Below are 24,609 nucleotides of genomic sequence, written 5' to 3' on the forward strand. Positions count from 1 at the left end.
AGCCGTCAGGTTGATCCTACTAAGTACAATACGGCCATCCCCATCAGAAGTAAGAATAAATCGACCATTGAGAACAGCAGAGTCTTGGCGAACCGCGCGAGCCATCCGATACGCTCTCTGAACAAAAGCTCAGAGACGTCCAAGTCTGATGTGCGAAGCAACAGGTCCAACGCTGTATCTCCGTTCAAGTCCGGGCTGTCGAGGCGATAGCCGAACTTCAGCAGATAGCGGAGTATTCGACGCTTCCTTCGAGCAAGGTCAGGTTTGCCTGATGTGTGGACCCGCGAAACAGTGTGTAGCGGGGTCTGGCTAAGGGCATTGATTTGAGACTGACGATCGGAAGTAATTCTTATTAATAGTTGAACACAATCCTCATCTAACATCTGGGCAGCTAGCCCCAATGGTGCCCGCCCAAGTAGATCGACCCCATCAGGGGAGGCGCCGAGCTTGTGAAAATAGGAAATTGCCAGCGCTGATCTGTGCCGAACAGCAACATGATACACCGAACCACCATAGCCCAGATCTATCCGGTCAAGAATGTCCGGGAAATACAAACACAGCACATCCAAAATATCTGGGCGACAATCAGCAATTGCCATTTCGAGAATGGACGGACCGAATTCATTATCAAATACATCACCGCCTGCTTGTAATAGTTCGATGGCGCCTGACCAATCCCCTTGCCTCAGCCGATTCTCCAAAATCTGATGCGCCCTCAATCTGTTGTTGCGCGCAAGAGACCTGGCGGCATCAAGCTTTTCCTGTTCCTTTCGTGCTTCCTTTGCATCTTTCCATCTTGACAGCAGCCAATCCACCTCACGCTCAATATCTTCGAGCGTCTGCTCCGATGCGCTGGTGTGCTCGTACAGATAGGCGAATACATCTTCTTGCTTCTCCCTCAAAGCCAAGTGAATAGGCTTCCAGCCATGCATGTCCGAAATTTCCATATTCGCTCCGAGAGCATGAAGGCGTCTTATTCCTTCGAGCTGCCCTTTTCGGGCAACAATATGCACAGGAGCCCTTCCCAACACATCCCCCCGGTTTAAGTCCGCTCCGGCTCGTGCTGCCCAATGGAGAACATGGAACGCCTCCCCTGCGGCCGCTGACGCACACAGCGTTCCTTTTTCATCAGTTGACTGAAAGAGTTCTTGCCCAAACGCCTCGTGCATCAACTCCAGGACCGCGAGCTGGCCGTGATAGGCAGCCGCGTGGATTGGCGTTTCCGGCTGCCCGTCGGTTCTTTTTGCGAACGGATCGGAGTATGGCAGCAACGCCCCGACATTGTCTGTCTGCCCCTTTTCGGCGGCATAGTGCATCGCGGTCTGATGATACTCGTTCACCGGCTCTGAACAAAGCAATCGGCATTCCTCATCACTTAATCCCCTAAAAAGGGTCGAAACGGCTTTGGGGTGATTGCCGAACATCGCCGCGAACAATACCCGCAGCCAATCTGGGACCTCCAGTTCATGCCACGCAGGCCCCACAAGACGAAACGCTCGCGTCAGCCCCTTCGCAAGCATGTCTGCCAGTACGGGCCGGCCGGTGCGTGCCGAGTGCGAGAGCGCCCATTGACGCAAATCATCGCCGTAGCGCTGGAATAGACCAGCCTCATCCTGCATCTGGAGAAGGGTTTCAAATGGCGCGCCCCCCAGCACCGCGTCTCCATGTACCCCCTTCAACTCCAGTTCCGCAAACCCATTTCCACGATATGCCGCGTATTCGATGGGAAGCCGACCATACTCGTCGCCGAGATCCACTCGCGCACCGGCCTGCAACAACGTCCTGATGCACTCCAGCCGGCCAAAGAGGCACGCCAGATGCAGGGCCGTACGGCCTTGCATATCGGGCCTGTTGATTTCGTCCTCAATCGTTGGAGCTTTCACAAGTTCCGCCAGCGAAGCATTTCTTCCGTACTGCGCAGCGAGGTGGAGTGCGCTCCTGTCTTCGCTGTCCTTTGATGAGAAGGGGTTTTCGAGGCTGGGGAGCAATATCCTGACGCTACCGGAAAATCCTAGTCCAGCTGCAATTCGCAAGGCCTCGCTCATTTCTTCCGGATGCCCGGTCGAGTACTCAAGAAGAAGCTGTACCGCCTCAAGTCGGTTCGCCCGCACCGCTTTGATAAGTGCTGTGTCTGCAACAACTCCACGTTCAAGCGCAGCCCTCGCAGTTGCAACAACATTGGGGGCGATATCTGAATTGTTGAGGAGCCATCGCAGCGTCAGGTCGCATCCAACACTTGCGGCGCAATGAATGGGCAACTCGGACCTCTGGCTGAGATCCGTCAGCCGAGCCCCAGCCTTCTTCAGAAGAGACAGGCTCTGAACCCCAAGCTCACCGCCATGGCTGGCTGCGAAATGCACCGCCGTGCGCCCGGCAAAGTTCTCGCGAGTTGATGGTATCTCTATTGCTGGTTCCGCCTTGCTCTCCAGCAAGGCCTGCACGACATGCGGTTTGCCATTCCAGGCTGCCAGCATGAGCGGGGTCAGTCCGAGCTGGTTGGCACGGTCTATTGTTCGCACCTGGAAGTCCGACTTCCGGTCTATCCGGACGGCCTGCTTCAGTAGGCGAGGCAGATAGCGCACGTCTCCCCTCATCGAGACAGCATGGAGAAGACTGTTACCAGACGAGTCCGGCCGGAGGAGGAGCGTCGAGTACTTCTGGAAAAGGCCGAATGCACGGAAAAGCTTATTCTCGTATGCTAAGATGGCTAGCCCGGCACCTTCAGTCGACTTGGCATTGAAGACGGCAATAGGATCAGAAGCATCACGGAATCGATGCCTTGTATCCCTACGCCGTGGATTGTCCTTCAGTGCGTTAAACAGCAGGTCGGCAGCAAGGTCATCATCCTTTGCCTTGATGGCAGCCTCGACATATGCTGCGTAGGCTGCCGGATCTCCAGTTTCCAGTGCGTCTTCCAGCATCAGCTCACTAAGCCATTTCTGACGCTCACGGTAGGCATCGGTGTCAAGGACAGCGCCTTCGAGGCCACGCGCCCGATATAGCCGCGACCATTTCTGCACTGTCTCGCTGTCGGGGGACTCCGAATCTGTTTCGCGTCGCGCGAAATAATCCCGAAAGCGAAAATTGGCTTCTATATCGCTTGCGTGGCGTTCCAGTTCCTGACGCAAACGTGGCCATGAAGCGATCACGCTGCGATGAGTGAACTTGTGGGATCTGACGCCCGCCTTATGCATGAGCCGGTAGTCACAAAGGATTCTTACAGCTTCGATCTCATCTTCCTCCGCATGCGTACCCACGAGAGAAGCGGCCTTGAGAACAAATTCAGTTCGCTGAGTATCGCCGTCATTATACTCTACTGCCGTCACAAACCGCCTGATCAGGTGCCCAAGAACGGCGCGAGCACGCGACACGCTGTTAAGCTCAGCAGAGATTTCCTCGAATGCCTCTTCTCCCTTTATCTCGATTAGGTTCTGCGGATCCGCGATGTCATCCGGGTGCAGCTTTCGGTTAGTATTCTTTGCCGACTTGTTTCCGATACGCTCGGCATAGTTATTCAGCGTTTTCTCGACCAGCATTGAAACAAGCGGCATTGTCCCATTGGTGGACTGGTGGGTGTCGATCAGTACCGACAGGCTTGATCCGAACTGGTTTGCCGCTTCTGGAAGAACGCCGATTCCGATACTGTTTGCCGTGTTTAAAAGAATTCCGGAAAGAGCGTACTCGTCGGCGACCGATTCGAGCCGACGCTCCATTATGGCGACGCCGTTCAAGGAAAGCGCGGGAACAACCCGTGTGTCCCAGTATTCCTTGAGTGACTTGCTGGACGTCTCTTTATTGTCTGTCAGGCTGAACACGGCCCAGATACGTCGTTGCTGCGCCAACTGACACAAGAACGAAGCAAGATGAACGGCAAAAATAGACTGGCTCGGACTTCCGTCACCCAATAATTCTTCAAACTGGTCCAGAACAACGAGAGGTGTTTCCGTTCCTTTTTCGCAGCAGCTGTCCAGCCAGCGTGTAAAGTCCGGCAGGGCCTTTTCGGCATTCGTCCACGACAGTTGGGCCAGTTCATCCGGTAAGGGCCTAAGCACACCAAAGGCAATCGCCAGGGAAGCGAGAACAGATGCAAAGGAGGGTAGCCCCTCCTCATCCGGAACAATCAGGACTTCTGAAAACTTCAGGCCCAGTCGTGCGGCGGTGCGGTCCTCCACATCGAGGAGCCTGGCAGCGATCCCCGCATTCAGAACCGAGGACTTGCCAGAGCCCGAGCTGCCTGTGACGAGAAGGGCCGGTACCGGGCCATCCGGCTGGAGATGGGCTGCGGAAAGGGCGGACAAGGTGCTTTCGACAAAGTCATTCCGGCCGAAGAAGTAGGGCGCGTGCTTGCGGTCGAATCTCTCAAGACCACGACAGGCCAGATTGATATTATCGTGCATGAGTTGGGCATTTGACGACGCTTGCCCTAGTGAGTTCGATCTTCGTGTCCGGGCAGGCAACCGGACATCGAGAATGGACCGAACCTGCCCCTCGAAAGCGGCCAGGGAATCATACATTCGGACGGAGTGACCATGCAGCAGGGTCGAGAAGACACCGTCCACCGCCCGCACGTGTTTTTCCTTTTCAGTCTCCTTTCCATCCGCAACATCGGTCTCCCAAGACTCTTCCTGGGAATCGTTCGCCTGCGCGCGCCTCAGGACATAGAGATGCTGTGTTCGCAGACCCGACTGTTCTGCCTGAAGGACATCGATAAGTTCGAACAGCGTCCCGGTAAGGGGAATGCCCCCTATATCCGTTCCGTCCGTTATTATGGGCATTTCAGGGTGCTTTGAATTATGTGCCGCAATAAAGGATCGAATCTCTTCGGGTACCGGATAGTCTTTGGGGAGGGGCGTCCCGATACGCTCACCAAAAATGCAGAACACAATTGTAAAATTTTCCGCCGCGTCGCTCGGTCTGGCAATGTATTCCTGGATCTTCCGGGCGGAGCCAATATCGAATTCTATTTGCTCCCAGAGGAAAGAATTGACCTGCGCGAGAAGGCTGACGTCGTGAACTAGCCGCTCAACAATTTGCCGTTCGCGTTGCACATCCCCTGGCGAAGCGACAAATACCTGCTGCATCACCACGGCACTCAATGTCCCTCCACTCCACTATTGCTACGCGCACATTGTGCTACCGTATTGGTTTTCTATTTGAAGTCGACACGACATAGTGAAGAAATCTGGTCGCCTCTTTCCGCCTTCTCAATGCAATTTGAGGCGAATAGGGCCTATGCAATTACAGCGCAGTCACGGGCGACAAGAAAAAACCAATTCAAGTATCTTACAAAATCGATTTCCTCTGACAATACCTGGGAGATGCCTGGAAGTAGCGGAATTGGTTCTGGCTCATTTCCTGAGACTCGCCCCCGAAATCATCGCCTCACCCCCGGTTCCTTTGACAACGCCCGCCTGAGGGTCCTGTTGCATTTGGTGATCGGAGACGACGGCAGATTTCGGGCGCAAAAACTACCCTGTTCCGGAAACGGAGACGCAGCCCTGGCGCCAAAGCCCGCTGTGTGTGGGACTTTGCTCGCAAGCGAAGGTACTTTTCTCTGTTTGGGGGTGCGGCTGGCGGAGAGAGAGGGATTCGAACCCTCGGAACCCTTGCGAGTTCACTAGTTTTCGAGACTAGCCTATTCAACCACTCTAGCACCTCTCCGCGCCGGTGTTGAAGCGCCGTCACCTATAATGACTGCGCCCGGATTTCAACCACCTGAAAACGCCTGAAGATGATATTTGACAGCGGTGCCGCTTTAGTGTTTACCCCCCGCTTCAGGCGCGGGGCCGGTGACGGCTCCCGTGCGTATCCCGTTTATTTCCATGCCGGAAGGATGAGACCACATGTTCGCGGTCATCAAGACAGGTGGCAAACAATACAAAGTCGCTGAAGGCGATACGATTGTTGTCGAAAAGCTTAATGCCGAAGCTGGCAAGGATGTGGTCTTCGATACCGTCCTGATGCTGGGCGAAGGCGCAAATGTTACGGTTGGCGCGCCCGTCGTGGCCGGCGCAGCCGTAACCGGCGAAGTCGCTGAGCAGACCCGCGGTGATAAAGTCATCACCCGCAAGAAGCGCCAGCGCCAGACCTACCGCCGCACGATTGGCCACAAACAGCACCTGACCGTGGTGAAAATCACCGGTATCAGCGCTGATGGCGCCAAGAAGCCGGCGAAAAAAGCCGCCGCCAAGACGGAAGAGGCCCCGAAGGCTGAAGCCGCCGCCCCGGCAGCTGACGCAGGCGCAGCCGACAACCTCAAGAAGCTGACCGGCATTGGCCCGGCCCTCGAGAAAAAGCTGAACGGCGCTGGCATCACCACCTTTGCTCAGATCGCTGCCCTGACTGACGCCCAGATCGCGGAGCTGGAAGAGCAGCTCAGCCTCGCTGGCCGCTTCGCCAAGGACGGCTGGGTCGAGCAGGCAAAAGAACTCGCAAAAGACGCATAAGGCCTGTATAAGGCCCTCCGCTAAAGGATCAGGAGCAACTCATGGCTCATAAGAAATCAGGTGGTTCGTCCCGTAACGGCCGCGATTCAAATCCGAAGTACCTCGGTGTGAAGAAGTTCGGTGGCGAGCACGTCATCCCGGGCAACATCCTCGTGCGTCAGCGCGGCACCCAGAAGTGGCCGGGCAAAGGCGTCGGCATGGGCCGCGACCACACCCTCTTCGCGCTTACCGAGGGCAAGGTCGAGTTTGCGAAGAAGGCCAAAGGCCGCGTCTACGTAAACATTGTACCGGTGGCGGAAGCAGCAGAATAGCGGCTGACAGCGCGGCCGCGGGAACGTGGCCGGATCGCACCAGACGATCAGTTTCCGGGGGGAGGCAGGCCACTGTCTCCCCCTTTTCAATGCCTCCCCTGCCCGCTTACGACTCAGGAAGGAGTCACAGCATGAGTGCAGTCATTACGACAGACAGGCTCACTTTGCGCCGCATCTGGCTGGAGGACGCCCCCACCATCACGGATCTGGTAAACCAGCCCCAGATCTACAGAATGGTTGTCAGCATTCCGGCCCACCAGACCGTGTCACAAACGGAAGACTGGATTGCGAAGCAGCCGGCGGGGCGGGCAACCAACACCAAGCACGTATTGGGAATCGAGAAGGACAAGCGCCTGATCGGAATCGTGAGCGGAGAGCGCAAGCAAGCAAACATGCCATTCAATCTAGGGTACTGGCTGGCTCCCTCGGCCTGGGGTAACGGTGTCATGACCGAAGCTGCAGGCGCACTGATCGACTGGCTGCGTGAGCGGGGCGAACAGGGCTTTGTCTCCGGCTATCTCGTCGATAATCCGGCGTCGGGCCGCGTGCTGGAAAAGTTGAAATTCATGAAGGCCGATCGGCGCCCCATCTTCTGCATGGGCCGCGGCGAGCGCGTCGATCATTTCAACATGGCGCGTGTCGGCTGATACACTTAAGAGAGCATCATGAAGTTCCTCGATCAGGCCAAGGTGTATATTCAATCCGGAACGGGCGGCTCAGGCTGTGTGTCGTTCCGGCGTGAGAAGTATATCGAATATGGCGGCCCGGATGGCGGCGATGGCGGCCGTGGCGGCGACGTCTGGGCCGAAGCGGTCGAGGGCCTCAACACGCTGATCGATTACCGCTACCAGCAGCACTTCAAGGCAAAGCGCGGCGGCCACGGCATGGGCAAGCAGCGCACCGGCGCGAAGGGCGACGACGTCGTTCTCAAACTGCCCGTAGGCACGCAGATTTTCGAGGAAGACCAGGAAACCCTCATTGCGGACCTGACCGAAGTCGGCCAACGCGTCCTGCTCGCGCAGGGGGGCAATGGCGGCTGGGGCAATATGCGCTTCAAGTCTTCGACCAACCAGGCCCCGCGCCGCGCCAATCCGGGCGAGGAAGGCGAAGAGGCGTGGATATGGCTGCGCCTGAAGCTGATCGCCGATGCCGGCCTGATCGGCCTGCCGAATGCCGGCAAGTCGACCTTCCTGTCGGCGGTAACGGCCGCCCATCCCAAGATCGCGGACTATCCGTTCACGACGCTTCACCCTGGCCTCGGCGTGGTCGACCTCGGCCCCGGCACGCGCTTTGTGTTGGCCGACATTCCGGGCCTGATCGAAGGCGCGGCTGACGGCGCAGGCCTCGGTCACCGCTTCCTCGGCCATGTGGAGCGCTGCAAGGTGCTGCTGCACCTGATCGACTGCACACAGGACGATGTTGCGGGCGCCTACCGCACGATCCGCGGCGAACTCGAGGCCTATGACGAAGAACTCGCCCAGCGGCCGGAGATCGTCTGCCTGAACAAGATCGATGCGCTGACGCCGGAACTCGTCGAGGAGCAGGCGAAACAGCTGGCCACCGAATACAAAGGCAAGCCCTTGCTCATCTCGGGCGTCACCGGCCAGGGCGTGAAGCAGGCACTCTACGAGATCGCCCGGCACCTCGGCATCCAGGCTGAACTGGAAGCCGAAGAGAATCCGGACACGGACGACAGCTGGACGCCGCTTTAAAGCTTAGTGATGATGGTGGTGCGGTTCAGTATTCAAAGCGCCGCACTTACCGCACTTAACGATCACACCATGCGCATCATGATGAGCCACATCCACCAGCAGTGTCGTCTTGCAGCGTCCACAGCGATAGGTCTCGTCGCCGCCGCCTTCGCGCAGCGGCGTGCCCGCCGTATGCTCCAGCACGTCGTGGCCGGCGGCCTGTTCGGGCGAAATCAGGATCATGTTGAACTGCGGCATGGGCACCTCTCTTTTCGTCCCACTGAGGGGCAACGACCCGCCTTGTCAACGCTCGACTTTTTTCTTCCGGGAAGGCCCGCACTCATGTATCGCTGCGCGCCATGACCGCTGACGCCCTCGCACACGCCAAACGCATCGTCGTAAAGACCGGATCGGCCCTGATCGCCGAGGATGGACACCCCCGGCATGCCTGGCTGGAGAAGCTGGCTGCCGACATCGCCGCCTGCCGGGCACGGGGCCAGGACGTGATCCTTGTGTCCTCCGGCGCGGTAGCGCTCGGCCGGGCAGAAGTCGGCTCTGCGGGCACCGCCCGGCTTGACCAGAAGCAGGCCGCTGCCGCAATCGGCCAGCCGCGCCTGATGGCCGCCCTCGCCTCGGCCTTCGCCCCTTACGGCCTGACTGTCGGCCAGGCGCTGCTGACGCCGACAGACACGGAAATCCGCCGCCGCTGGCTGAACGCCCGCGCGACGCTGGAAACCCTGTTGGAGGCAGGCGTCGTCCCCGTGATCAACGAAAACGACACGGTCGCCACCGAAGAGATCCGCTATGGCGACAATGACCGGCTCGCCGCCCGCGTCGCCCAGATGATGGGAGCGGACCTCCTGGTTCTCCTGTCCGACATTGACGGCCTCTACACAGCCGACCCGCGCAGCAACCCGGACGCCACCCATATCGACGTGCTGGACGCGTTGACGCCTGAGCATGACGCCATGGCGACCGGGGCCAACGCCTCGGCCGGCGTCGGCTCCGGCGGGATGGTCACCAAGCTCGCCGCAGCGCGCATTGCGCATGCGGCCGGCTGTTCCACCGTCATCACCATCGGCAATCGCGAACACCCGCTGCTGGCCCTCTCCGAAGGTGCCCGCGCGACGCTGATCCGCGCCAACACGACCCCGGCCCGCGCCCGCGAGGCCTGGCTCGCCGGACACCTGCAGCCGGAAGGCTTCATCAAGGTGGACAAGGGCGCCGCCCGCGCCCTGAAAGATGGCGCCAGCCTGCTGGCCGTCGGCGTCACCGGCGTGGATGGTAATTTCGACAAGGGCGCCGCCGTTGCCGTCAAGGGACCTGACGGGAAGATCATCGCTCGGGGCGTCACAGCCTACTCCGCCGCTGATATCCAGCGCATCGCCGGACGCCAGAGCGAGGAAACCGAGACGATTCTCGGCTATCGTGGCCGCCCTGCCATCGTCCACCGTGACGACATGGTCCGTACGTGACCGCCGCCCGGATACGGCCCGCCACCGAAACCGACATTCCCGCCCTTGTGGCGCTTGAGCAAAGCTTTCCCGAGGAAGACCGGTTCCCTGTCCGCACGTGGCGGCGCCTGCTGCGCGGCCAGTCCATGGCTTATGTCGCTGTTTCAGAAGACGAAATCTGCGGCGCGGCGGTGTACCTCTACCGCACAGGGACAAAAGTGGCCCGGCTCTACTCCCTGACCGTCGCGCCGAGCCATCGCGGACAAGGCATCGCTTCGGCGCTGATGGCCGCCGGGGAGGCGGATGCCGCCGCGCGGGGCTGCGACCGGGTAAGGCTCGAAGTGCGCGTGTCCAACGCCACTGCAATCCGGCTTTACGAACGCCACGGATTCCGCGTAATGGCGCAAATACCGTCCTATTATCCGGACGGGGAAACAGCAGCCCGGATGGAACACCCCATCCAACTCTGAGGCAAAGCAGATTCATGACCGACTGGGTCATTCTCGTTGAAAACGCGAACGATATTTCCCAAGCCGAGACGCCGCACAAAGTGCTCCGCGTCGCCGACTACATCACCCGGCCAGCCCTGTTTGCCGGACGGCGCCCTTATATCCTGAACCTCTGCCGGTCCTATGGCTATCAGTCCGAAGGGTATTACGCCTCTCTGCTGGCCGAGGCGCGCGGCCACCGGGTCAGCCCAAGCGTTCAGACCATGGTCGAGCTGTCGGCCAAGGGCCTCTACAATCACGCCCTGCCAGACCTTGGTGAGCGCCTGCGTGAAGCCCGCGCCAAAGGCGCGCCGGAGATCGAAAGCCTCTTCGTCGCCTTCTCCAAGCCGGAAACAGCTGGCTATGAACGGCTCGCCCGTGAAGTCTCCGACTGGTTCCGTGTGCCGGCCCTGGAAGTCGAGTTCGATGCCGACGCTCCGCATGGCATTGGCCGGGTGCGGATGGTCCCGCCACAAAAGCTGAAAGGCGACCGGCGCGACTTTTTCCTTCGCGCCATGGAGACTTACACCAGCGGCCGCATCAGCGAACCGAAGACCAAGGCACCGGCCAAATGGGCCCTCGCCGTTCTCGTAGACCCGAACGAGAAACACACCGCCCCATCCAAGCCTGCCTCGATCAAACGCCTCGCCGACGTCGCTGCCAAGATGGGCGTCGAGGTCGAGATCATTGAGCCGTCGGATCTGACCAGCCTTGCCGAGTTCGACGCACTGTTCATCCGCGCAACAACGCAGATCAACAACTACACCTACAAGTTTGCCCGCCGGGCCGAGCAGGAAGGCATGCCTGTCATCGACGACACGCATTCCATGATCCGCTGCACGAACAAGGTGTATCTCAAGGAAATCCTGGAGAAGGCCGGCCTTCCCATTCCGCAAACGGAGATCCTTGACGAGAAGTCAGACCTGGAAGCCGTGTTCAACAAGCTCGGCTCCCCCGTCGTCCTGAAGACGCCGGACGGCTCTTTCGGTTCGAACATGGTGAAGGCGAAGACGCTGGAAGAGCTGAAGGATGGCGTGAAGGCCATGTTCGAGACGACGGCGCTCGTCATCGCGCAGGAATTCGTGCCCACCAAGTTCGACTGGCGCATCGGCGTGCTGAACGATGAGCCGCTTTATGCCTGTCAGTACAAGATGGCGCGGGGCCACTGGCAGATCGTGAAGCATGGCCCGGACGGCAAGACGACCGAAGGCGGCTTCAAGACCGTCGCGGTCGAGGATGCCCCGCCGGACATCGTGGATGCCGCCGTACGCTCCGCCCGTCTCATCGGCGAAGGCCTCTATGGCGTGGACCTGAAAGAGACCGACCGCGGCGTGATGATCATCGAGATCAACGACAACCCGTCGATCGACCATGATGTCGAAGGAGCCATCCTGAAGGACGAGCTCTGGCGCCGCCTGATTTCCTGGTTCTCCACACGCCTGGAGCAGCGCATGGGCCGGATCGCCTAGAACCGGCGGCCGCCGTTCACGACTTTCCTGTAGACCTCTTCGGTCATCGGCTCGTAGCGGTCTTCTTCGGCATTGTAGACATAGAGCGGGTCTCGCACCTGCGCCGGGTCGAACCCGTCCTTGACCAGTTCGATCTTGCGGTACTTGAACGTGCCGGTGGTTTCCGGCTCCTTCTGTACGCGAAGGAAGACGGGAATGGCATATCCCGGCAGGCGTTCTGCCAGAAGCTGGTGAAGACCAGCTATATCGAGTTCATCCGACGCCGTGATTGCCGCCATGCCCGCCTTGCCATCGGCACCGGGCACAGCAATTCCATAAACATTGGCCGTCTCCACACCCCGGATGTGTGAGAACGCTTCACCAACCTCATTGGTCGCCACGTTCTCGCCCTTCCAGCGGAACGTGTCGCCGATCCGGTCAACGAAATAGACGTAACCGTCCTTGTCCTTCCGCATCAGGTCACCCGTGCGAAACCACATGTCACCTTTCTCGAAGACATCGTGCAGCACTTTGCCTTCGGTATCGCGCTTATCGGTATAGCCTTCGAAACGGGTGCGGTTATCGTCGCCGATACGGCCGAGCACTTCGCCAACTTCATCGACGCCCGCGCGCACACAATACCCGTCTTCGCCGCGCAGCGGCTGTTCCGTTTCCATGTCAGGCTTCACGAAAGCCACATGGGCAAAAGGCTTTTTCATCCAAGGCGGGATGCGGCCACAGGCCCCAACTCTGCCGTCAATATTCAGGAGACTGACATTGCCTTCGGTCGAACCGTAGAATTCCTTGAAGTCAGACACGCCGAAACGGTCCGCAAAGCGTGCCCAGACGTCCTCGCGCAGACCATTGCCGAATCCGCCGCGGATCTGGTGCGCCTTGTCGGCCGGCCGCACGGGCTGGTTCAGCAGGTAGCGGCAGATTTCGCCGATATAGACGAACAGAGTCGCGCCATTCAGTGCGGCTTCATCCCAGAAACGGCTGGCGGAGAATTTGCGCTCCAGGATCAGGCTCGCGCCGCTCATCAGCGCGGCGCCCACAGCGCAAACGCCGCCTGTCGCGTGATAGAGCGGCAGCGCTTCGAAGATCCGGTCTTTTGGGGTGATCTCGCACGGGCCGATAAAGTTCCGCATGAGCGTGCGCACGCGCGCGTGGGTCAGCTTCGCCGCCTTCGGCATGCCGGTCGTGCCGGATGTGTAAACGAAAAGGCAGGTGTCCTTGCCCTTCAGGCCCGCCCGGCGCAGGCGCGTCGGCCGGTAGGTCGGCATGTCTTTCAGGTCGGCCCGGATATCGCGGAAGACCGGGCTGTTGAACGACCAGATGTCCAGCGGCTGTTCCAGGAATGGCTGGGCGCTTCTGACAGCGGCCTCAAACCCTGTTCCCGTGATCAGCTTCTGCGCGCCCACAATGTTAAGGCTGTAAGCCAGCGCCTCACCATCGAGGTTGGTGTTGATCAGCGCCGTCACCACGCCGACCTTCGACAGGCCAACCCACGCGGCAACATAGTCCGGCCGGTTCTCCATCAGAAGTGCGACGACATCGCCTTTCTTCAGGCCCCGCTGCAGCGCCCAGTGGGCATAGCGGTTCGCGCGGGCGTCAAACTCGGCATAGGTGGTCAGCTTGCCTTCAAAGCGGAAGGCAATGCGGATCTCGTGCTCGTCCACGGCTCGCTCGAAATCATCCGGTGCCAGAAAATCGCTGTCAGGCGATATGCCCTTCGTCCATTTCAGGAGGCTGAGCGCCCCCGTCAGGAATTTCGCATCACGCTGCAGATTTGACAGGGCCTTCATCGACAACCGCCTCACACACCACCAGAATGTCGTCTGCACGCACTCTAGCGAAACAGGGTGAATGTCCCGGTTCGGGAATCGTTGAAATTTCATCGATTTGCCCGCAAACAGGCCCAACAAACTGGCAGGGATTGCATCTGCGGCGGGGTCCTGTATCTGCTGCAGTGCACAATGGGAGGCAAACACGAATGACTGATCCGGTAGGCGATCTGCTGGCCCTGCTCGATATCGAGCGGCTCGAAACTGACCTTTTCCGCGGCCAGAGCCCGGATGAAGAGGAAAGTCAGCGCGTTTTTGGCGGTCAGGTCATCGCTCAAAGCCTCGTTGCAGCCTACCGCACCGTGCCGGAAGACCGGCCATGCCACTCGCTGCACTGCTATTTCATCCGCCCGGGCGACCCGAATGTGCCGATCATCTACCAGGTCGACCATTCCCGCGATGGCGGCAGTTTCACCACCCGGCGGGTGGTAGCGATCCAGCACGGCAAACAGATCTTCAACTTCGCTGCCAGCTTCCAGGTCGTTGAGGAAGGCTGGCACCACCAGCATGACATGCCAGAGGTGGAAGGCCCGGATGCGCTGGGCGACCGCGTCGAATGGCGCCGCAAGTTCGCTGAGAAAGTGCCGGAACGTCATCGCGGCCATTTCCTGCGTCCACGCCCGATCGAGATGCGCGAAATCGATCCGCTGGACCCGCTGAAGCCGGAAAAGGCCAGCGACCAGCAGAATCTCTGGTTCCGCGTCGCTCGCGAGATCGACGAAGCGCCGTGGCTGCACCACTGCCTGATGGCCTATGCCAGCGACATGGCACTGCTCGGCACCGGGAATCGTCCCCACGGCGTCTCCTGGATGACCGGGGAGCTGATGTCCGCAAGCCTCGACCACGCCATGTGGTTCCATGCGCCGACCAAATTCGACGAATGGCACCTTTATTCCATGGACAGCCCCTATGCCGGCGGTGCGCGCAGCTTCAACCGCGGCTCGATCTACTCACAGGACGGCCGGCTCGTCGCCAGCGTCGCCCAGGAAGGCCTGATGCGTCCGGTCCGAAAAAAGCGCTGATCACTGTTTGCAACCGCGAAAAGGGCTTGCACCAGCGGGCGCGATCATTACACCGGGAGTCCGGAGCGTAGCGCAGTCTGGTAGCGCATCTGGTTTGGGACCAGAGGGTCGTAGGTTCGAATCCTATCGCTCCGACCATTTTCTCAGCGGGCAAAACGCCCGTACTTGTTGAGATTTCCCTGTAAATACCAGCCCCTCCACGCGCAAGTCGCACCTTTCTGCTTTGCGGCCAAATAAGACAAAGTCGGACAAATTCCGACTTCTTGAGGTGGCTCAGAGGTGGCTTGGGTGGCACATGGCTTGAAAGCCACCGTCTTCAGACTCGAAAGAGAGCAGGAAGACATGGCCAATAACAGACTCAAACTCACCCAAACCAATGTTCAGCGCCTTATCAGGGCGCATGGCGGGGCGAAAAAGGTGCGCCACTGGGACACTGAGGTCCCGAAACTGTTCCTGGCCATCACGCCGAATGGCAGCGCAGCCTACAAGCTCCAAATCGTGAAACCCGACGGCAGCAAGACAGACGCGAAACTGATCGCGGCAAATGACGGCTCGCCCGAAATCGCCCGCGCCATGGCCATGAAAGAACTGGGTCGGATGGCGCTCGGAGAAGCGGACCTGATCACCCGCAAACGAAACACAAAAGAAAAGGCCGAGAAAGAAAAGGCCTCCACGTTTGCCGCCCTTTCCTCCCGTTTCATGGCGACACCCGAGAAATTCCCACCCCGGATCAAGCAACGCACCTTTGATGAACGCGAACGGCTCCTCCGGGTCCACATCCTGCCGATACTGGGCGAGAAACAATTCCGACAGATTACCAGGGCGCAGGTCCGTGAATTGGTGAGGTCGATCCAGGCTGAAGCTGCAAAACACCCGCGTGCCAAGGAAGGCAGCAATCCCGGCGCAAAACTCGCCAATGAGTGCCAGGGCGTTATTCGCACAGTGTTCAACTGGGCCATCGAAGAAGAACTGGTAGAGATGAACCCGGCCACCTTCCGGAAACTGTTCAAGGACACACCCGACAAACGCTCACAGATGCCAGACGGAGCGCTGAAGCTCATGTGGGATGCATTGAGCGAAGAACTGCGACGCGACGAGGGACGCCACGGCTGGGGCTCTGCGCTGGCCATCATGCTGCATGCCCTAACCTTGCAAAGGCCAGCCGAGATCGTCGCTGCAAGACGGGAGCAATTCGACTGGACGCAAGGAATGGAAATGTGGCGCATCCCGGCCGGGCAGACAAAAACAAACGAGGTTTACGAGGTGCCGCTGTCACCTCAGGCCGGCGCGCTGTTCCGCGATGCCCTTTCGAAGCACAATCTGCCATGGGTGTTTCCGAACAAAGCGGGCGATGGTCACATTCGTCACGATGGCCCAAAGCAGCGCTGGATGCGGATCCGGAAAAAATTGGTGAGGGAGGCCAGGAAAATCGACCAGACTTGTCCGCTCGACGGTGTCCAACTCTACGACTGCCGGCGCCTCGGTCGGACACTTTTGGTACGAGAGCTCGGCGTGTCACCCGTGATTGCCGAGGCGTGTATCAACCACGCGCCCGACCGCTCGATGCGCACGCGCTACGATGTGGGAGAGAATATAGGCGATGTCCGTCAGGCGATGGAGTTGTGGGGTGACGAAGTGGAACGGCTTGTGGGTAATCTTTCGCCGTATGTCGCTATCGAGCATTCCGAGGAACGCCTGACGGCAGGCTAAAAGGGACATTGGTACGGCCGGAGCAAAATCGACAAGCTGGCGACCAAAGTTCGATTCTCCTCACCCAATCCATATTATTTCTTTGTATATCCATGTAGTGCCTCCACGCCCGGCAGTTGGCACGGCGGACGAGCTAGAAAAACATCGTCAAGTATCGCGCTCGATCAGAACGCCCGCAGGTTCCATTGGGAATGATTAGACGTCCATAATTCGGCGACTGGTCTGCCCACCGAATCGTCGATAGCGTCAAAGCTGCGAACCAGACCCGCAAGAAATGGGCTGTGTCTCTGCGCGTTCCCTCTACTTCCAGCGCCGCTTACCGCGTACAAAAGCTGCGGCGTCCTTCAAGTCGGTAGGCTGGTAGTCCTGAAACAGGTTCGGCGCGTACGGCGGAACGTACTGCTCGTATTCGGTCATATAGAGCTCCTTATGGAGCGTTGGCTGTTGATGGCGCTGACGGAACTGCGCAATCGGAATCCGGGTCATGACAAGGGTCTCGTTCTGACCTTTCGCTTCGCCCAGCGTTTCACCTTGCGGGCCGTAAATGGCAGAACCGCCTGCCCCGGTATCTTCGAAGAATGGACTGCCCGGAGAGACAGCATTGTTACAGACGGCCGTATAGACACCATTATAGAGCGCGGTCGCCTGCATATCGACAGGCGCAAACCCGCCGGACGCTGTCCGAAGAATAACTTCCGCCCCTTTGAGAGAGGCTGCCCGAAACAACTCAGGTTCGCGCTGGGTTGAGCTTGTGAAAATGTTGCCGATCGGCGTACGAACGACCGGAACAACTGCATCCATTCCATACATCTCAATATACCGGTCAAGCACGTCGTAGATCGTCGTCGTGAACAGCTCAACGCCACCACCGAATAGGCCTTTGACATTGCGCGCCTTCCAATCGCGCGCGAGTATTTTTCCATCTGGACCAATCATGGTCGTGATTGACAGGGCGTGGCCCGGCCAATCCGGATCACGCGCATAGGAGCCAAACACGACATACATGCCGTACTCCTTTGCCTTGCGACCGATGGCCTCTGTCTCATCGCCAGGAATGTCGATTGCCAGTCGCAGCACCTCTGACCGGTTCCACATATCCCAGCCGGTAATTGGAAATTCGTGGAAAAATAAGAGGTCGGGCTGACCAAATGCGCGCGCCGATGCATCGATCAAACCGAGCATATGATCGAGGTTGGCCTTGCGTGATTGTTTCAGATTTTTCAGGTCGACGGGCAGCACGCGACTCTGCGCGACACCGAGCATGAAGGCGTCCTTAGCCAGAGGGACAGTGTCATAAGTACCGTCACCACGAACGGTCATGGGCGATTTTTCCTGTTCGGATGCTGCGGCTGTCTGCTGCGCCAGAGTCGCTGCCAAGCCTACGCCTGCCGCTGCCCCCAGCACGCCGCGTCTCGAGAAACCGACTAGTGATTCCGCTGATTTCTTGCTCATGATCTGGCCTTCTATTTTGTCCGGACATTTGGCGACTGAAGCGATCCCCTGCTGATCTGTCAAGACTCAGATGAACGCGTCGCCTGGTCGCCGACTGAAAAATTTGGACTTCTTGCGTCATGATGGCTCGTACTTGCCCGGTTACGCGCGGTTCAGATTTTGCTGGCTACGCAAACCAGAACCGAATCGGGGCTGACAATACTCATTTTTTGAGTTTGCTTACCGCAGCCGCATCGAACCTGCGCCCCACCGGCGAAAGCGGTGCCCGATCCTTCGGATGCAGATCCTCGTCAGATCAGTCCAGCCTTGTCCAGCTTCGCAATGACGCGGGCCTGGCGGTCGACATAGTGCGAACGTGATGGTGCCGTGGTGCCATCACCAAGTCCGCTTTGTTCAGCCGCTGAGCAATCGGCATACGCGCTGGCCCACAGCTCCATCGGATGACGCGACAGTAGATTGCCCATGCCAGGGCGACGACGATAGGCCCGCACCGAGCCGAGATTGATTTCCGCAATCGCGTTGATGCTGTCACCCTGGCCCGCTTTGGCGAGAATATTGCCCTTGTAGTCAATGATCTCCGAGCCGCCATCAGTCGAGTTCTGCGGGATGTCGATTCCGGTCAAGCCGCCGGAGTTAGCCGAGACGATGTAGGCCATGTTCTCGACGGCGCGGGCGCGCCGCGTGATCGCCTTTGGCGTCGGGTTGGGACTGGTTACCTCACTGGACGAATGAACCAGAACTTCAGCGCCGCGGCTTGTTACCGCGCGCGCTATTTCTGGATAAAGGATTTCCTCAGATGCAATCGCTCCTATACGGCCAATTGCAGTGTCGGCGACAGGAAACACCGCCGCCGCTCCGTACGCGTCGAGATACGCCTCCCAAACGTCAAAAGGGGATGGTGCGAACATTGAGATCAGGCGACGATAGCGCAGCACAGTCTCGCCTGAAGGCGATATCAGCGTCGAGGCCTGAAAATAGAGCGCAGGAAAGTGCGGGTCTTGTTCGTAATGGTTGCCAGCAATGAAGACGTCTGCTTCCGCAGCGATCCTTGCAAACGCCTCGTATTCGGGTCCATCAAACGCAAAGGCAGCTTTGGCCCGCCAGGTCTCGGCGTCCTCGCCCCACGGAAACCCCGTCACGCTGTATTCCGGCAGGACAACCAGGCTCAGATCCTGGCCAAGAAAACGCTTACCATTGACAATCTGGCGACCAATCTGAGCAATGTTATCAAGCGTCGCGGAGCGCGCTGCCTCCGGTCCGAGACGGTTGATCGCGTGGCATGCGGTTTGCAGCGCGAGCGCCGTGTAATGGTTAGCCATGGTTGGTCCTTTCAAGTTGGCGGTTGCCTCTCGCAGATACCGCGCGTCCCTGATATAGCAAAGATATACTCAATAAAGGCCACTACTCAAAATGCACCCAGACGCAAAAATAAAATTGACCGCAAAGCAACTAAACGAGTCCAGCGACACGCCGCTCTACCAGCAGGTTTACGACTTAATTCGCGAAAAGATTATCTCCGGTGCGGTCGGCCTCAACTCCCGGCTGCCAGCCGAGCAGGACATTGCCGCAGATTTGGGCGTTTCGCGAATAACCGTAAAACGAGCGCTGAACGAACTGGCCACTGCAGGTTTGGTACGCCGCCAACGCGGCCTTGGTACAGTCATCACCTATGATTCCAATGCGCCGACTGTGCGTGGCAGTTTTGAGAATCTTATAGATGGCCTGACACGGATGGGGCTCGAGACCGAGGTTCAATTGCTCGATTGTTCGACCAGCCCTGCAAGCCCTGCCATCGCCGAAACCCTGAAACTGCCAAAGGGCAGCCGCGTGCAACGCATTGTACGCTTGCGGAAGCTGGAGGACGCTCCGTTTTCCTACTTGGTCACCTATATTCCAGACGATATAGCGGAAGGTTATGACGAGTCCGAACTCGCCAGCGAAACATTAATCGCTTTGCTTGAAAAAGCCGGGCACCGCCCTTGTGGCGCAGAGCAGACGATCTCAGCCACCGCCGCCGAACCCGCCGTCGCGACCATGCTGGGCGTAGCGCCCGGTAGCCCCTTGATGCGAATACACCGAATCATGACCGACAAAACAGGGCGGCCAATACAGGACATCACGGTTCACTACCGCGCCGACCGATTTCAGTATCACATGTACCTGACCCGGCAGACTGATGCTGACTGGACGACTGAGAATTAGTCGCTTTCGCCTCTCGCTTTTCTCCTCACAAATGATATATCTTTTGTGAGGAGGAATGTTTCTTGAGCTTCGATATTACAATTTTTGCTTTGTTGCATGTGCTCGTCTTCGTCTACTGGTTAGGTGGAGACCTTGGCGCGTTCTATACGAGTCGCTTTCTCACTGAACCGGGCGTCAGCCCCGAACGGCGGTTACTCGCCGCGAAGATCGTTGGCGATGTCGACATGGCACCGCGCACAGCATTGATTCTGGCTCTGCCGACAGGACTTGTGCTGGCGCTGTCAAAAGGCTGGATCGATGGTCCATTGTGGTGGGGCTGGCTCGCGTTAGGAATCGGCCTCGTTTGGCTGACGATTGCATGGAAGCTGCATTTTGCGCACGGCTCCAACAGTCTCATCAACCGGGTTGATCTCGCTATCCGCTGGGTGCTGGCGCTCGCCCTGCTCGGCGCGGGGGTCGCCAGCTTGCAGGGTGCACTCATCCTGCCCGTTTTTATCTCGCTGAAGCTGATACTGCTAGCCGCAGCAATCCTGATGGGACTGTACATCCGGATCACTCTGAAGCCGCTCGGCCCTGCCCTTGCCGGTCTTTCAGGAACAAACGCCGCCGGCGCCGAGGCCAGCCTTGCTCACACCCTGAACCGCGCTCGTCCTCTGGTAATCGCAATCTGGGTTTTTCTTCTCTCCGCAGCCCTTCTTGGGCTTTGGACCCCATCTACCCTTTAGGAGCCTGACCAACATGTCTGACCAGATTTCCCCTTCAGCGACTGCTGAACTCGCCGACTTGCTGATCAAAAAAATGGGCAAGCAGGCGGTCGCGCAAGACGATGCGACATGCGACCTGATGAGTCAGGACATCTGGGCAAAGGGAGACCGCCCCGATCTGGTTGTCCGCCCTGTAACGGTTGAACAATTGATCGACGCCGTGAAGGCAGCGCACGCGCATGGCGTTGCGCTGAACCCCCGCGGCGCAGGCATGTCTTACACAAAAGCATTTGCTCCTGATCGTCCGCATGTCGGCATACTCGACCTGTCCGGCCTTAACCGGATCATCGAACTCAATACCGAAGACATGTACGTGACCGTCGAGGCGGGATGCACCTGGATCGACTTACATACGGCGCTCAAGGCCAAAGGCGTGCGCACGCCATTTTGGGGCCCCCTGTCCGGTCTGACATCGACAATCGGCGGCGGCTTGTCACAAAATAATGCTTTTTTTGGCGCAGGCAAATACGGCTCAACCGGCGACAGTGTGTTGTCCGTTGCGGTCGTCCTCGCGGACGGCACGCTCGTGCGCACAGGTTCGGCGGGTACCAGGGGCGGAAAACCGTTCTGGCGTCATTACGGACCGGACCTGACAGGCTTGTTCGTCGGCGATGGCGGCACACTTGGATACAAGGCTGAAATCACACTGCGCCTTATTCCATCTCCCGAGCATGAAGCCTGGTCGTCGTTTGAGTTCGAGACGCGCGACGCCTGCGCGCGGGCAATGGCGGCGATGGCAAAAGAAGACCTTGCCTGCGAGATCTTCGGTTTCGACCCCAACCTGACCAAGGTCCGCATGGCGCGCGCCTCCTTCCTTTCCGATGCGAAGTCGCTGACCAATGTGATGAAACAGCAGGGCTCATTTCTCAAAGCCCTGAAGGAAGGCGCCAAGGTTGCAATGGCGGGGCGAGGTTTCATGGATGATGCGTCCTATACGCTGCACGCAACCGTCGAAGGTCGCTCTGCAGCGGGCGTGAAAGAGGAAATGGCGATGCTCGTCCGCATCGCCGAAGCCGCCGGCGGCAAGGTCATCGAGAACTCGATCCCGAAAATTATCCGCGCCAATCCGTTTGGTCCATTGAACAGTATGCTCGGCCCGCGCGGCGAAAGGTGGGTGCCAATCCACGGCATCGTGCCAGTGTCGCAAGGACCCGCCTGCTGGAAGGATCTTGAAGATGGTTTTGAGGCGATGCGTGCTGATCTTGATCGACACGAGATTTTGACCGGCGCGCTGGTGACGACCCTTGGCACCACCGGTTATCTTATCGAACCGGTGTTCATCTGGCCCGAAGAAATCTTTGCTATCCATGAACAGGCTGTCGAGGCCAGCGTATTGTCAAAATATCCGCGCTATGCCCCCAATCCTGCCGCCACGGCGATGGTCGCAAAAGCGCGCCAGTTCGTGCTGGACACGTTCAGCAAGCATGGCGCGGCGCATTTCCAAATCGGCCGCACATATCCCTATCGCGCGGGACGAGACCCCGCGAGCTGGGCACTTCTAGAAACGATCAAGACCGCCCTTGACCCAGCCACAAACGTTAATCCCGGCGCGTTGGGGCTTGGTTGAACCATGACGAGAACACTTGAGACACGCAATCCGCGCACCGGTCAGTTAGATTACGCGATCAAAGCTGTAAACGCCGCAGATCTTGAACCAATTGCCGCCGCAATGCGCCGTGCCCAGCCCGGTTGGCTGGCACTTGGCTTGGGCGGCCGGAGTCAGAAGCTCAAAACGCTCGCTGACGCGATCCTGAAACACCAAGACGCAATTTCTACGGCGCTCGAGATTGACACCGGCCGACGACGGATTGCGCGCATGGAAACACTTGGAGCGACCGGGGCGATCGCTGGCTGGGTCCAACAGGCCCCAAATCTCCTCCCCGAAGGCTGGACCCAGGGACGAAGTAATCCTGCGATCCGACACGCGCCACAATTTGTCCCTTATTCTCTCGTCGGCGTGATTTCGCCGTGGAATTTCCCCCTGACCTTGTCGATGATCGACACAATCCCTGCGCTGCTGGCGGGTTGTGCGGTTATTATCAAACCGTCTGAAGTCACGCCGCGCTTCGTGGAGCCGCTGCTGGACGCCATTGCTGAGGCCGGACTGTCATCAATTCTGACATTCATTCAGGGTGATGGAGAAACAGGTGCGGCATTGATCGATGCCAGTGACGCGATCTGCTTTACCGGCTCAGTTGCGACCGGGCGAAAGGTTGCTGCACGCGCGGCAGCAAATATGATCCCGGCTTTTCTCGAGCTCGGCGGCAAAGACCCTTTGATCATTACCGCCAGCGCTGACCTCGAACTGGCAAGTGATGCTGCGCTGCGCGGTTCGGTTCTCTCGACCGGGCAAGCCTGCCAGTCAATCGAGCGGATTTATGTGCAGGCTTCCGTGCACGACGCATTTCTCGAAAAGCTGACGGCAAAAGCAAAGGCGGCGCGACTGAACTGGCCGGACATTTCCGTAGGCGAGATTGGCCCGGTTATTTTTGATAAACAAGCTGACATTTTGCGCGATCATATTGCCGATGCCGTCGATCATGGCGGCGAAGTCCTGACGGGCGGCAAGATCGAAGCACATGGCGGAGGAACCTGGCTACGTCCGACCGTGATTGCGGGCGCGACACATGACATGAAAGTGATGAACGACGAAACATTTGGCCCGGTCATGCCCGTGATGTCCTATGAAACCGAAGAGCAAGCGATCGCCCTTGCCAATGACACAGTATTTGGTCTGTCGGCGGCAGTATTTGCGGGCTCTCTCGAAGAAGCCGAAACTATTGCCCGGCAGATCGACGCTGGCGCCGTCAGTCTAAACGATGCGTCGCTGACCGGTCTGTTCCACGAAGCCGAGAAGCATAGCTTCAAATTGTCCGGCATGGGCGGTTCGCGTATGGGGCCTGCTGGGTTCCAGCGCTTCTTGCGGCGCAAAGCCCTGATCGCCAATACTGGTGCACCCGCTCCGTTGAGTGCTTTCTCCGAGGATGCATCTTGACCTCTTCCATACGTCTGGATGAGGTCGGCGCGATCGCGGAACTGGTTCTTAACCAGCCCGTCAAACGCAACGCACTCTCGATCGAAATGTGGTCTGCCATACCCGGGCTCATCGACAAGGCCGAGGCGAACAAGGAATGCAAAGTCATACTGGTGCACGGCGGAGGGGCTGGTGCGTTTGCGGCGGGTGCTGACATTTCCGAGTTCGAGGAAATCTATGCAACCCCAGAAAGGGCCGAGCAATCCGGGCAGACGATTGCAGCAGCGCTGACAGCAGTCGAAACCTGCACGAAGCCCGTGATCGCAGCGATTGACGGAGCTTGCGTCGGCGGCGGCGTCAGCCTTGCGATGGCGGCGGATCTGAGAATTGCATCGCAAGGGTCGAAATTTGGTGTCACGCCGGGAAAGCTTGGTCTCGTATATTCCGCAAGCGACACGCGGCGTCTGCTTGCAGCCATCGGAGCGGGAGCGACAAAGGATATCTTGTTCACGGGCCGGATTATTCTGGCAGATGAAGCAAAGCAAATGGGCCTGATCGATCGGCTGGTCGACAAGGGTCAGGCCCTGACGCAAGCGCGTGAACTGGCCAAGGAAATCTCTACAGTCTCGCAATGGTCAGTGCGCGCTACCAAACAGATGATCCAAGGCCTGACAGGAGGATGGCGCGATGACAGCGCCCGAGCCCACGCGCTGTTTCAAGAAGGTTTTTCCAATGCGGATTTCATGGAAGGCTACAAAGCCTTTCTGGAAAAGCGCTCGCCGAAATTTACGTTATAAGTGGTG

At 58.6% G+C, this 24,609-nt stretch carries 19 protein-coding genes and 2 tRNA genes; 15 read left to right on the top strand and 6 right to left on the bottom strand.

Translation table 11 applies throughout. The features are described 5' to 3' along the window. Positions 1-5 precede the first annotated feature (5 nt). Together R3C98_RS16170 and R3C98_RS16175 are read right to left on the bottom strand one after the other, a co-directional pair. Complete coding sequence (locus tag R3C98_RS16170) at positions 6-5,087, bottom strand: ankyrin repeat domain-containing protein (RefSeq protein ID WP_371315191.1); 5,082 nt, start codon at positions 5,085-5,087, stop codon at positions 6-8. 484 nt (positions 5,088-5,571) lie between these two features. Then, positions 5,572-5,661, bottom strand: a tRNA-Ser gene (locus tag R3C98_RS16175). A 182-nt stretch (positions 5,662-5,843) separates the two neighbouring features. Between R3C98_RS16175 and R3C98_RS16180 the strand changes: the two genes are divergently transcribed. From R3C98_RS16180 to obgE, 4 genes are all read left to right on the top strand, one after another. Then, entirely contained in the window at positions 5,844-6,446 is a 603-nt protein-coding gene (locus R3C98_RS16180) for a 50S ribosomal protein L21 (RefSeq protein ID WP_371315103.1), read from the top strand. A 41-nt stretch (positions 6,447-6,487) separates the two neighbouring features. Next, positions 6,488-6,757: a 50S ribosomal protein L27 gene (rpmA, locus tag R3C98_RS16185; RefSeq protein ID WP_034766490.1), complete on the top strand. Its 270-nt coding sequence runs from the start codon at positions 6,488-6,490 to the stop codon at positions 6,755-6,757. Positions 6,758-6,888: 131 nt separating this feature from the next. Next, positions 6,889-7,404: a GNAT family N-acetyltransferase gene (locus tag R3C98_RS16190; protein ID WP_371315104.1), complete on the top strand. Its 516-nt coding sequence runs from the start codon at positions 6,889-6,891 to the stop codon at positions 7,402-7,404. 18 nt (positions 7,405-7,422) lie between these two features. Beyond that, positions 7,423-8,469, top strand: a complete 1,047-nt coding sequence (gene obgE, locus R3C98_RS16195; protein WP_371315105.1) for a GTPase ObgE — start codon at positions 7,423-7,425, stop codon at positions 8,467-8,469. 3 nt (positions 8,470-8,472) lie between these two features. Here obgE and R3C98_RS16200 read toward each other — a convergent pair whose 3' ends face one another. Then, on the bottom strand, positions 8,473-8,706 hold the full coding sequence (locus R3C98_RS16200) for a hypothetical protein (RefSeq protein WP_371315106.1): 234 nt from the start codon (positions 8,704-8,706) through the stop codon (positions 8,473-8,475). Positions 8,707-8,798: 92 nt separating this feature from the next. Between R3C98_RS16200 and proB the strand changes: the two genes are divergently transcribed. The 3 genes from proB to R3C98_RS16215 are packed head-to-tail and all read left to right on the top strand — an operon-like array spanning position 8,799 to position 11,859. Then, complete coding sequence (proB, locus tag R3C98_RS16205; RefSeq protein ID WP_371315192.1) at positions 8,799-9,923, top strand: glutamate 5-kinase; 1,125 nt, start codon at positions 8,799-8,801, stop codon at positions 9,921-9,923. Beyond that, positions 9,920-10,372 carry a GNAT family N-acetyltransferase gene (locus tag R3C98_RS16210; protein WP_371315107.1) on the top strand — a complete coding sequence of 151 codons (453 nt, stop codon included), beginning with the start codon at positions 9,920-9,922 and terminating at the stop codon, positions 10,370-10,372. The genes proB and R3C98_RS16210 overlap by 4 nt, the downstream gene beginning before the upstream one ends. A gap of 14 nt (positions 10,373-10,386) precedes the next feature. Then, positions 10,387-11,859 carry a RimK family protein gene (locus R3C98_RS16215; protein ID WP_371315108.1) on the top strand — a complete coding sequence of 491 codons (1,473 nt, stop codon included), beginning with the start codon at positions 10,387-10,389 and terminating at the stop codon, positions 11,857-11,859. On the opposite strand, the gene R3C98_RS16220 is transcribed toward R3C98_RS16215, so the two are convergent. Further along, a complete protein-coding gene (locus R3C98_RS16220; protein WP_371315109.1) occupies positions 11,856-13,643 on the bottom strand; it encodes a long-chain-acyl-CoA synthetase in 1,788 nt (595 codons plus the stop codon). The two genes, R3C98_RS16215 and R3C98_RS16220, sit on opposite strands and share 4 nt — an antisense overlap. 188 nt (positions 13,644-13,831) lie before the next feature. Between R3C98_RS16220 and R3C98_RS16225 the strand changes: the two genes are divergently transcribed. From R3C98_RS16225 to R3C98_RS16235, 3 genes are all read left to right on the top strand, one after another. After that, positions 13,832-14,704, top strand: a complete 873-nt coding sequence (locus tag R3C98_RS16225; RefSeq protein ID WP_371315110.1) for an acyl-CoA thioesterase — start codon at positions 13,832-13,834, stop codon at positions 14,702-14,704. 61 nt (positions 14,705-14,765) lie between these two features. Further along, a tRNA-Pro gene (locus R3C98_RS16230) sits at positions 14,766-14,842 on the top strand. 204 nt (positions 14,843-15,046) lie between these two features. Then, complete coding sequence (locus R3C98_RS16235) at positions 15,047-16,414, top strand: tyrosine-type recombinase/integrase (RefSeq protein ID WP_371315111.1); 1,368 nt, start codon at positions 15,047-15,049, stop codon at positions 16,412-16,414. Between the two features lie 300 nt (positions 16,415-16,714). Here the strand turns inward: R3C98_RS16235 and R3C98_RS16240 are convergent, their stop codons facing one another. Next, on the bottom strand, positions 16,715-17,866 hold the full coding sequence (locus tag R3C98_RS16240) for a nitrilase-related carbon-nitrogen hydrolase (RefSeq protein WP_371315112.1): 1,152 nt from the start codon (positions 17,864-17,866) through the stop codon (positions 16,715-16,717). A gap of 290 nt (positions 17,867-18,156) precedes the next feature. Next, on the bottom strand, positions 18,157-19,185 hold the full coding sequence (locus R3C98_RS16245) for a nitrilase-related carbon-nitrogen hydrolase (protein ID WP_371315113.1): 1,029 nt from the start codon (positions 19,183-19,185) through the stop codon (positions 18,157-18,159). A 91-nt stretch (positions 19,186-19,276) separates the two neighbouring features. On the opposite strand from R3C98_RS16245, the gene R3C98_RS16250 reads away from it, so the two are divergent. The 5 genes from R3C98_RS16250 to R3C98_RS16270 all read left to right on the top strand — a co-directional run bounded on the left by R3C98_RS16250 (position 19,277) and on the right by R3C98_RS16270 (position 24,603). Continuing rightward, positions 19,277-20,068 (top strand): GntR family transcriptional regulator, encoded by a 792-nt coding sequence (locus tag R3C98_RS16250; protein ID WP_371315114.1) that lies wholly within the window; start codon positions 19,277-19,279, stop codon positions 20,066-20,068. A gap of 62 nt (positions 20,069-20,130) precedes the next feature. Next, positions 20,131-20,793 carry a hypothetical protein gene (locus tag R3C98_RS16255; RefSeq protein ID WP_371315115.1) on the top strand — a complete coding sequence of 221 codons (663 nt, stop codon included), beginning with the start codon at positions 20,131-20,133 and terminating at the stop codon, positions 20,791-20,793. 13 nt (positions 20,794-20,806) lie between these two features. After that, the gene (locus tag R3C98_RS16260; RefSeq protein WP_371315116.1) at positions 20,807-22,399 is read left to right on the top strand and encodes an FAD-binding oxidoreductase; all 1,593 of its coding nucleotides are present in this window, start codon (positions 20,807-20,809) and stop codon (positions 22,397-22,399) included. Positions 22,400-22,402: 3 nt separating this feature from the next. After that, positions 22,403-23,827 (top strand): aldehyde dehydrogenase family protein, encoded by a 1,425-nt coding sequence (locus R3C98_RS16265; RefSeq protein ID WP_371315117.1) that lies wholly within the window; start codon positions 22,403-22,405, stop codon positions 23,825-23,827. After that, a complete protein-coding gene (locus tag R3C98_RS16270) occupies positions 23,824-24,603 on the top strand; it encodes an enoyl-CoA hydratase/isomerase family protein (RefSeq protein ID WP_371315118.1) in 780 nt (259 codons plus the stop codon). Before R3C98_RS16265 ends, R3C98_RS16270 begins: the two co-directional genes overlap by 4 nt. Positions 24,604-24,609: the final 6 nt, after the last annotated feature.

This window comes from Hyphomonas sp., from assembly GCF_041398465.1.
Taxonomy (GTDB): domain Bacteria; phylum Pseudomonadota; class Alphaproteobacteria; order Caulobacterales; family Hyphomonadaceae; genus Hyphomonas.

Bases quoted from the DNA above. Each gene is read 5' to 3' on its own strand.
- R3C98_RS16240 (WP_371315112.1), bottom strand. From the start codon at position 17,866: ATGAGCAAGAAATCAGCGGAATCACTAGTCGGTTTCTCGAGACGCGGC.
- R3C98_RS16245 (WP_371315113.1), bottom strand. From the start codon at position 19,185: ATGGCTAACCATTACACGGCGCTCGCGCTGCAAACCGCATGCCACGCG.
- R3C98_RS16265 (WP_371315117.1), top strand. From the start codon at position 22,403: ATGACGAGAACACTTGAGACACGCAATCCGCGCACCGGTCAGTTAGAT.
- R3C98_RS16180 (WP_371315103.1), top strand. From the start codon at position 5,844: ATGTTCGCGGTCATCAAGACAGGTGGCAAACAATACAAAGTCGCTGAA.
- rpmA (WP_034766490.1), top strand. From the start codon at position 6,488: ATGGCTCATAAGAAATCAGGTGGTTCGTCCCGTAACGGCCGCGATTCA.
- R3C98_RS16215 (WP_371315108.1), top strand. From the start codon at position 10,387: ATGACCGACTGGGTCATTCTCGTTGAAAACGCGAACGATATTTCCCAA.
- R3C98_RS16200 (WP_371315106.1), bottom strand. From the start codon at position 8,706: ATGCCGCAGTTCAACATGATCCTGATTTCGCCCGAACAGGCCGCCGGC.
- R3C98_RS16235 (WP_371315111.1), top strand. From the start codon at position 15,047: ATGGCCAATAACAGACTCAAACTCACCCAAACCAATGTTCAGCGCCTT.
- R3C98_RS16220 (WP_371315109.1), bottom strand. From the start codon at position 13,643: ATGAAGGCCCTGTCAAATCTGCAGCGTGATGCGAAATTCCTGACGGGG.
- R3C98_RS16190 (WP_371315104.1), top strand. From the start codon at position 6,889: ATGAGTGCAGTCATTACGACAGACAGGCTCACTTTGCGCCGCATCTGG.
- R3C98_RS16260 (WP_371315116.1), top strand. From the start codon at position 20,807: ATGTCTGACCAGATTTCCCCTTCAGCGACTGCTGAACTCGCCGACTTG.
- R3C98_RS16225 (WP_371315110.1), top strand. From the start codon at position 13,832: ATGACTGATCCGGTAGGCGATCTGCTGGCCCTGCTCGATATCGAGCGG.
- R3C98_RS16250 (WP_371315114.1), top strand. From the start codon at position 19,277: ATGCACCCAGACGCAAAAATAAAATTGACCGCAAAGCAACTAAACGAG.
- obgE (WP_371315105.1), top strand. From the start codon at position 7,423: ATGAAGTTCCTCGATCAGGCCAAGGTGTATATTCAATCCGGAACGGGC.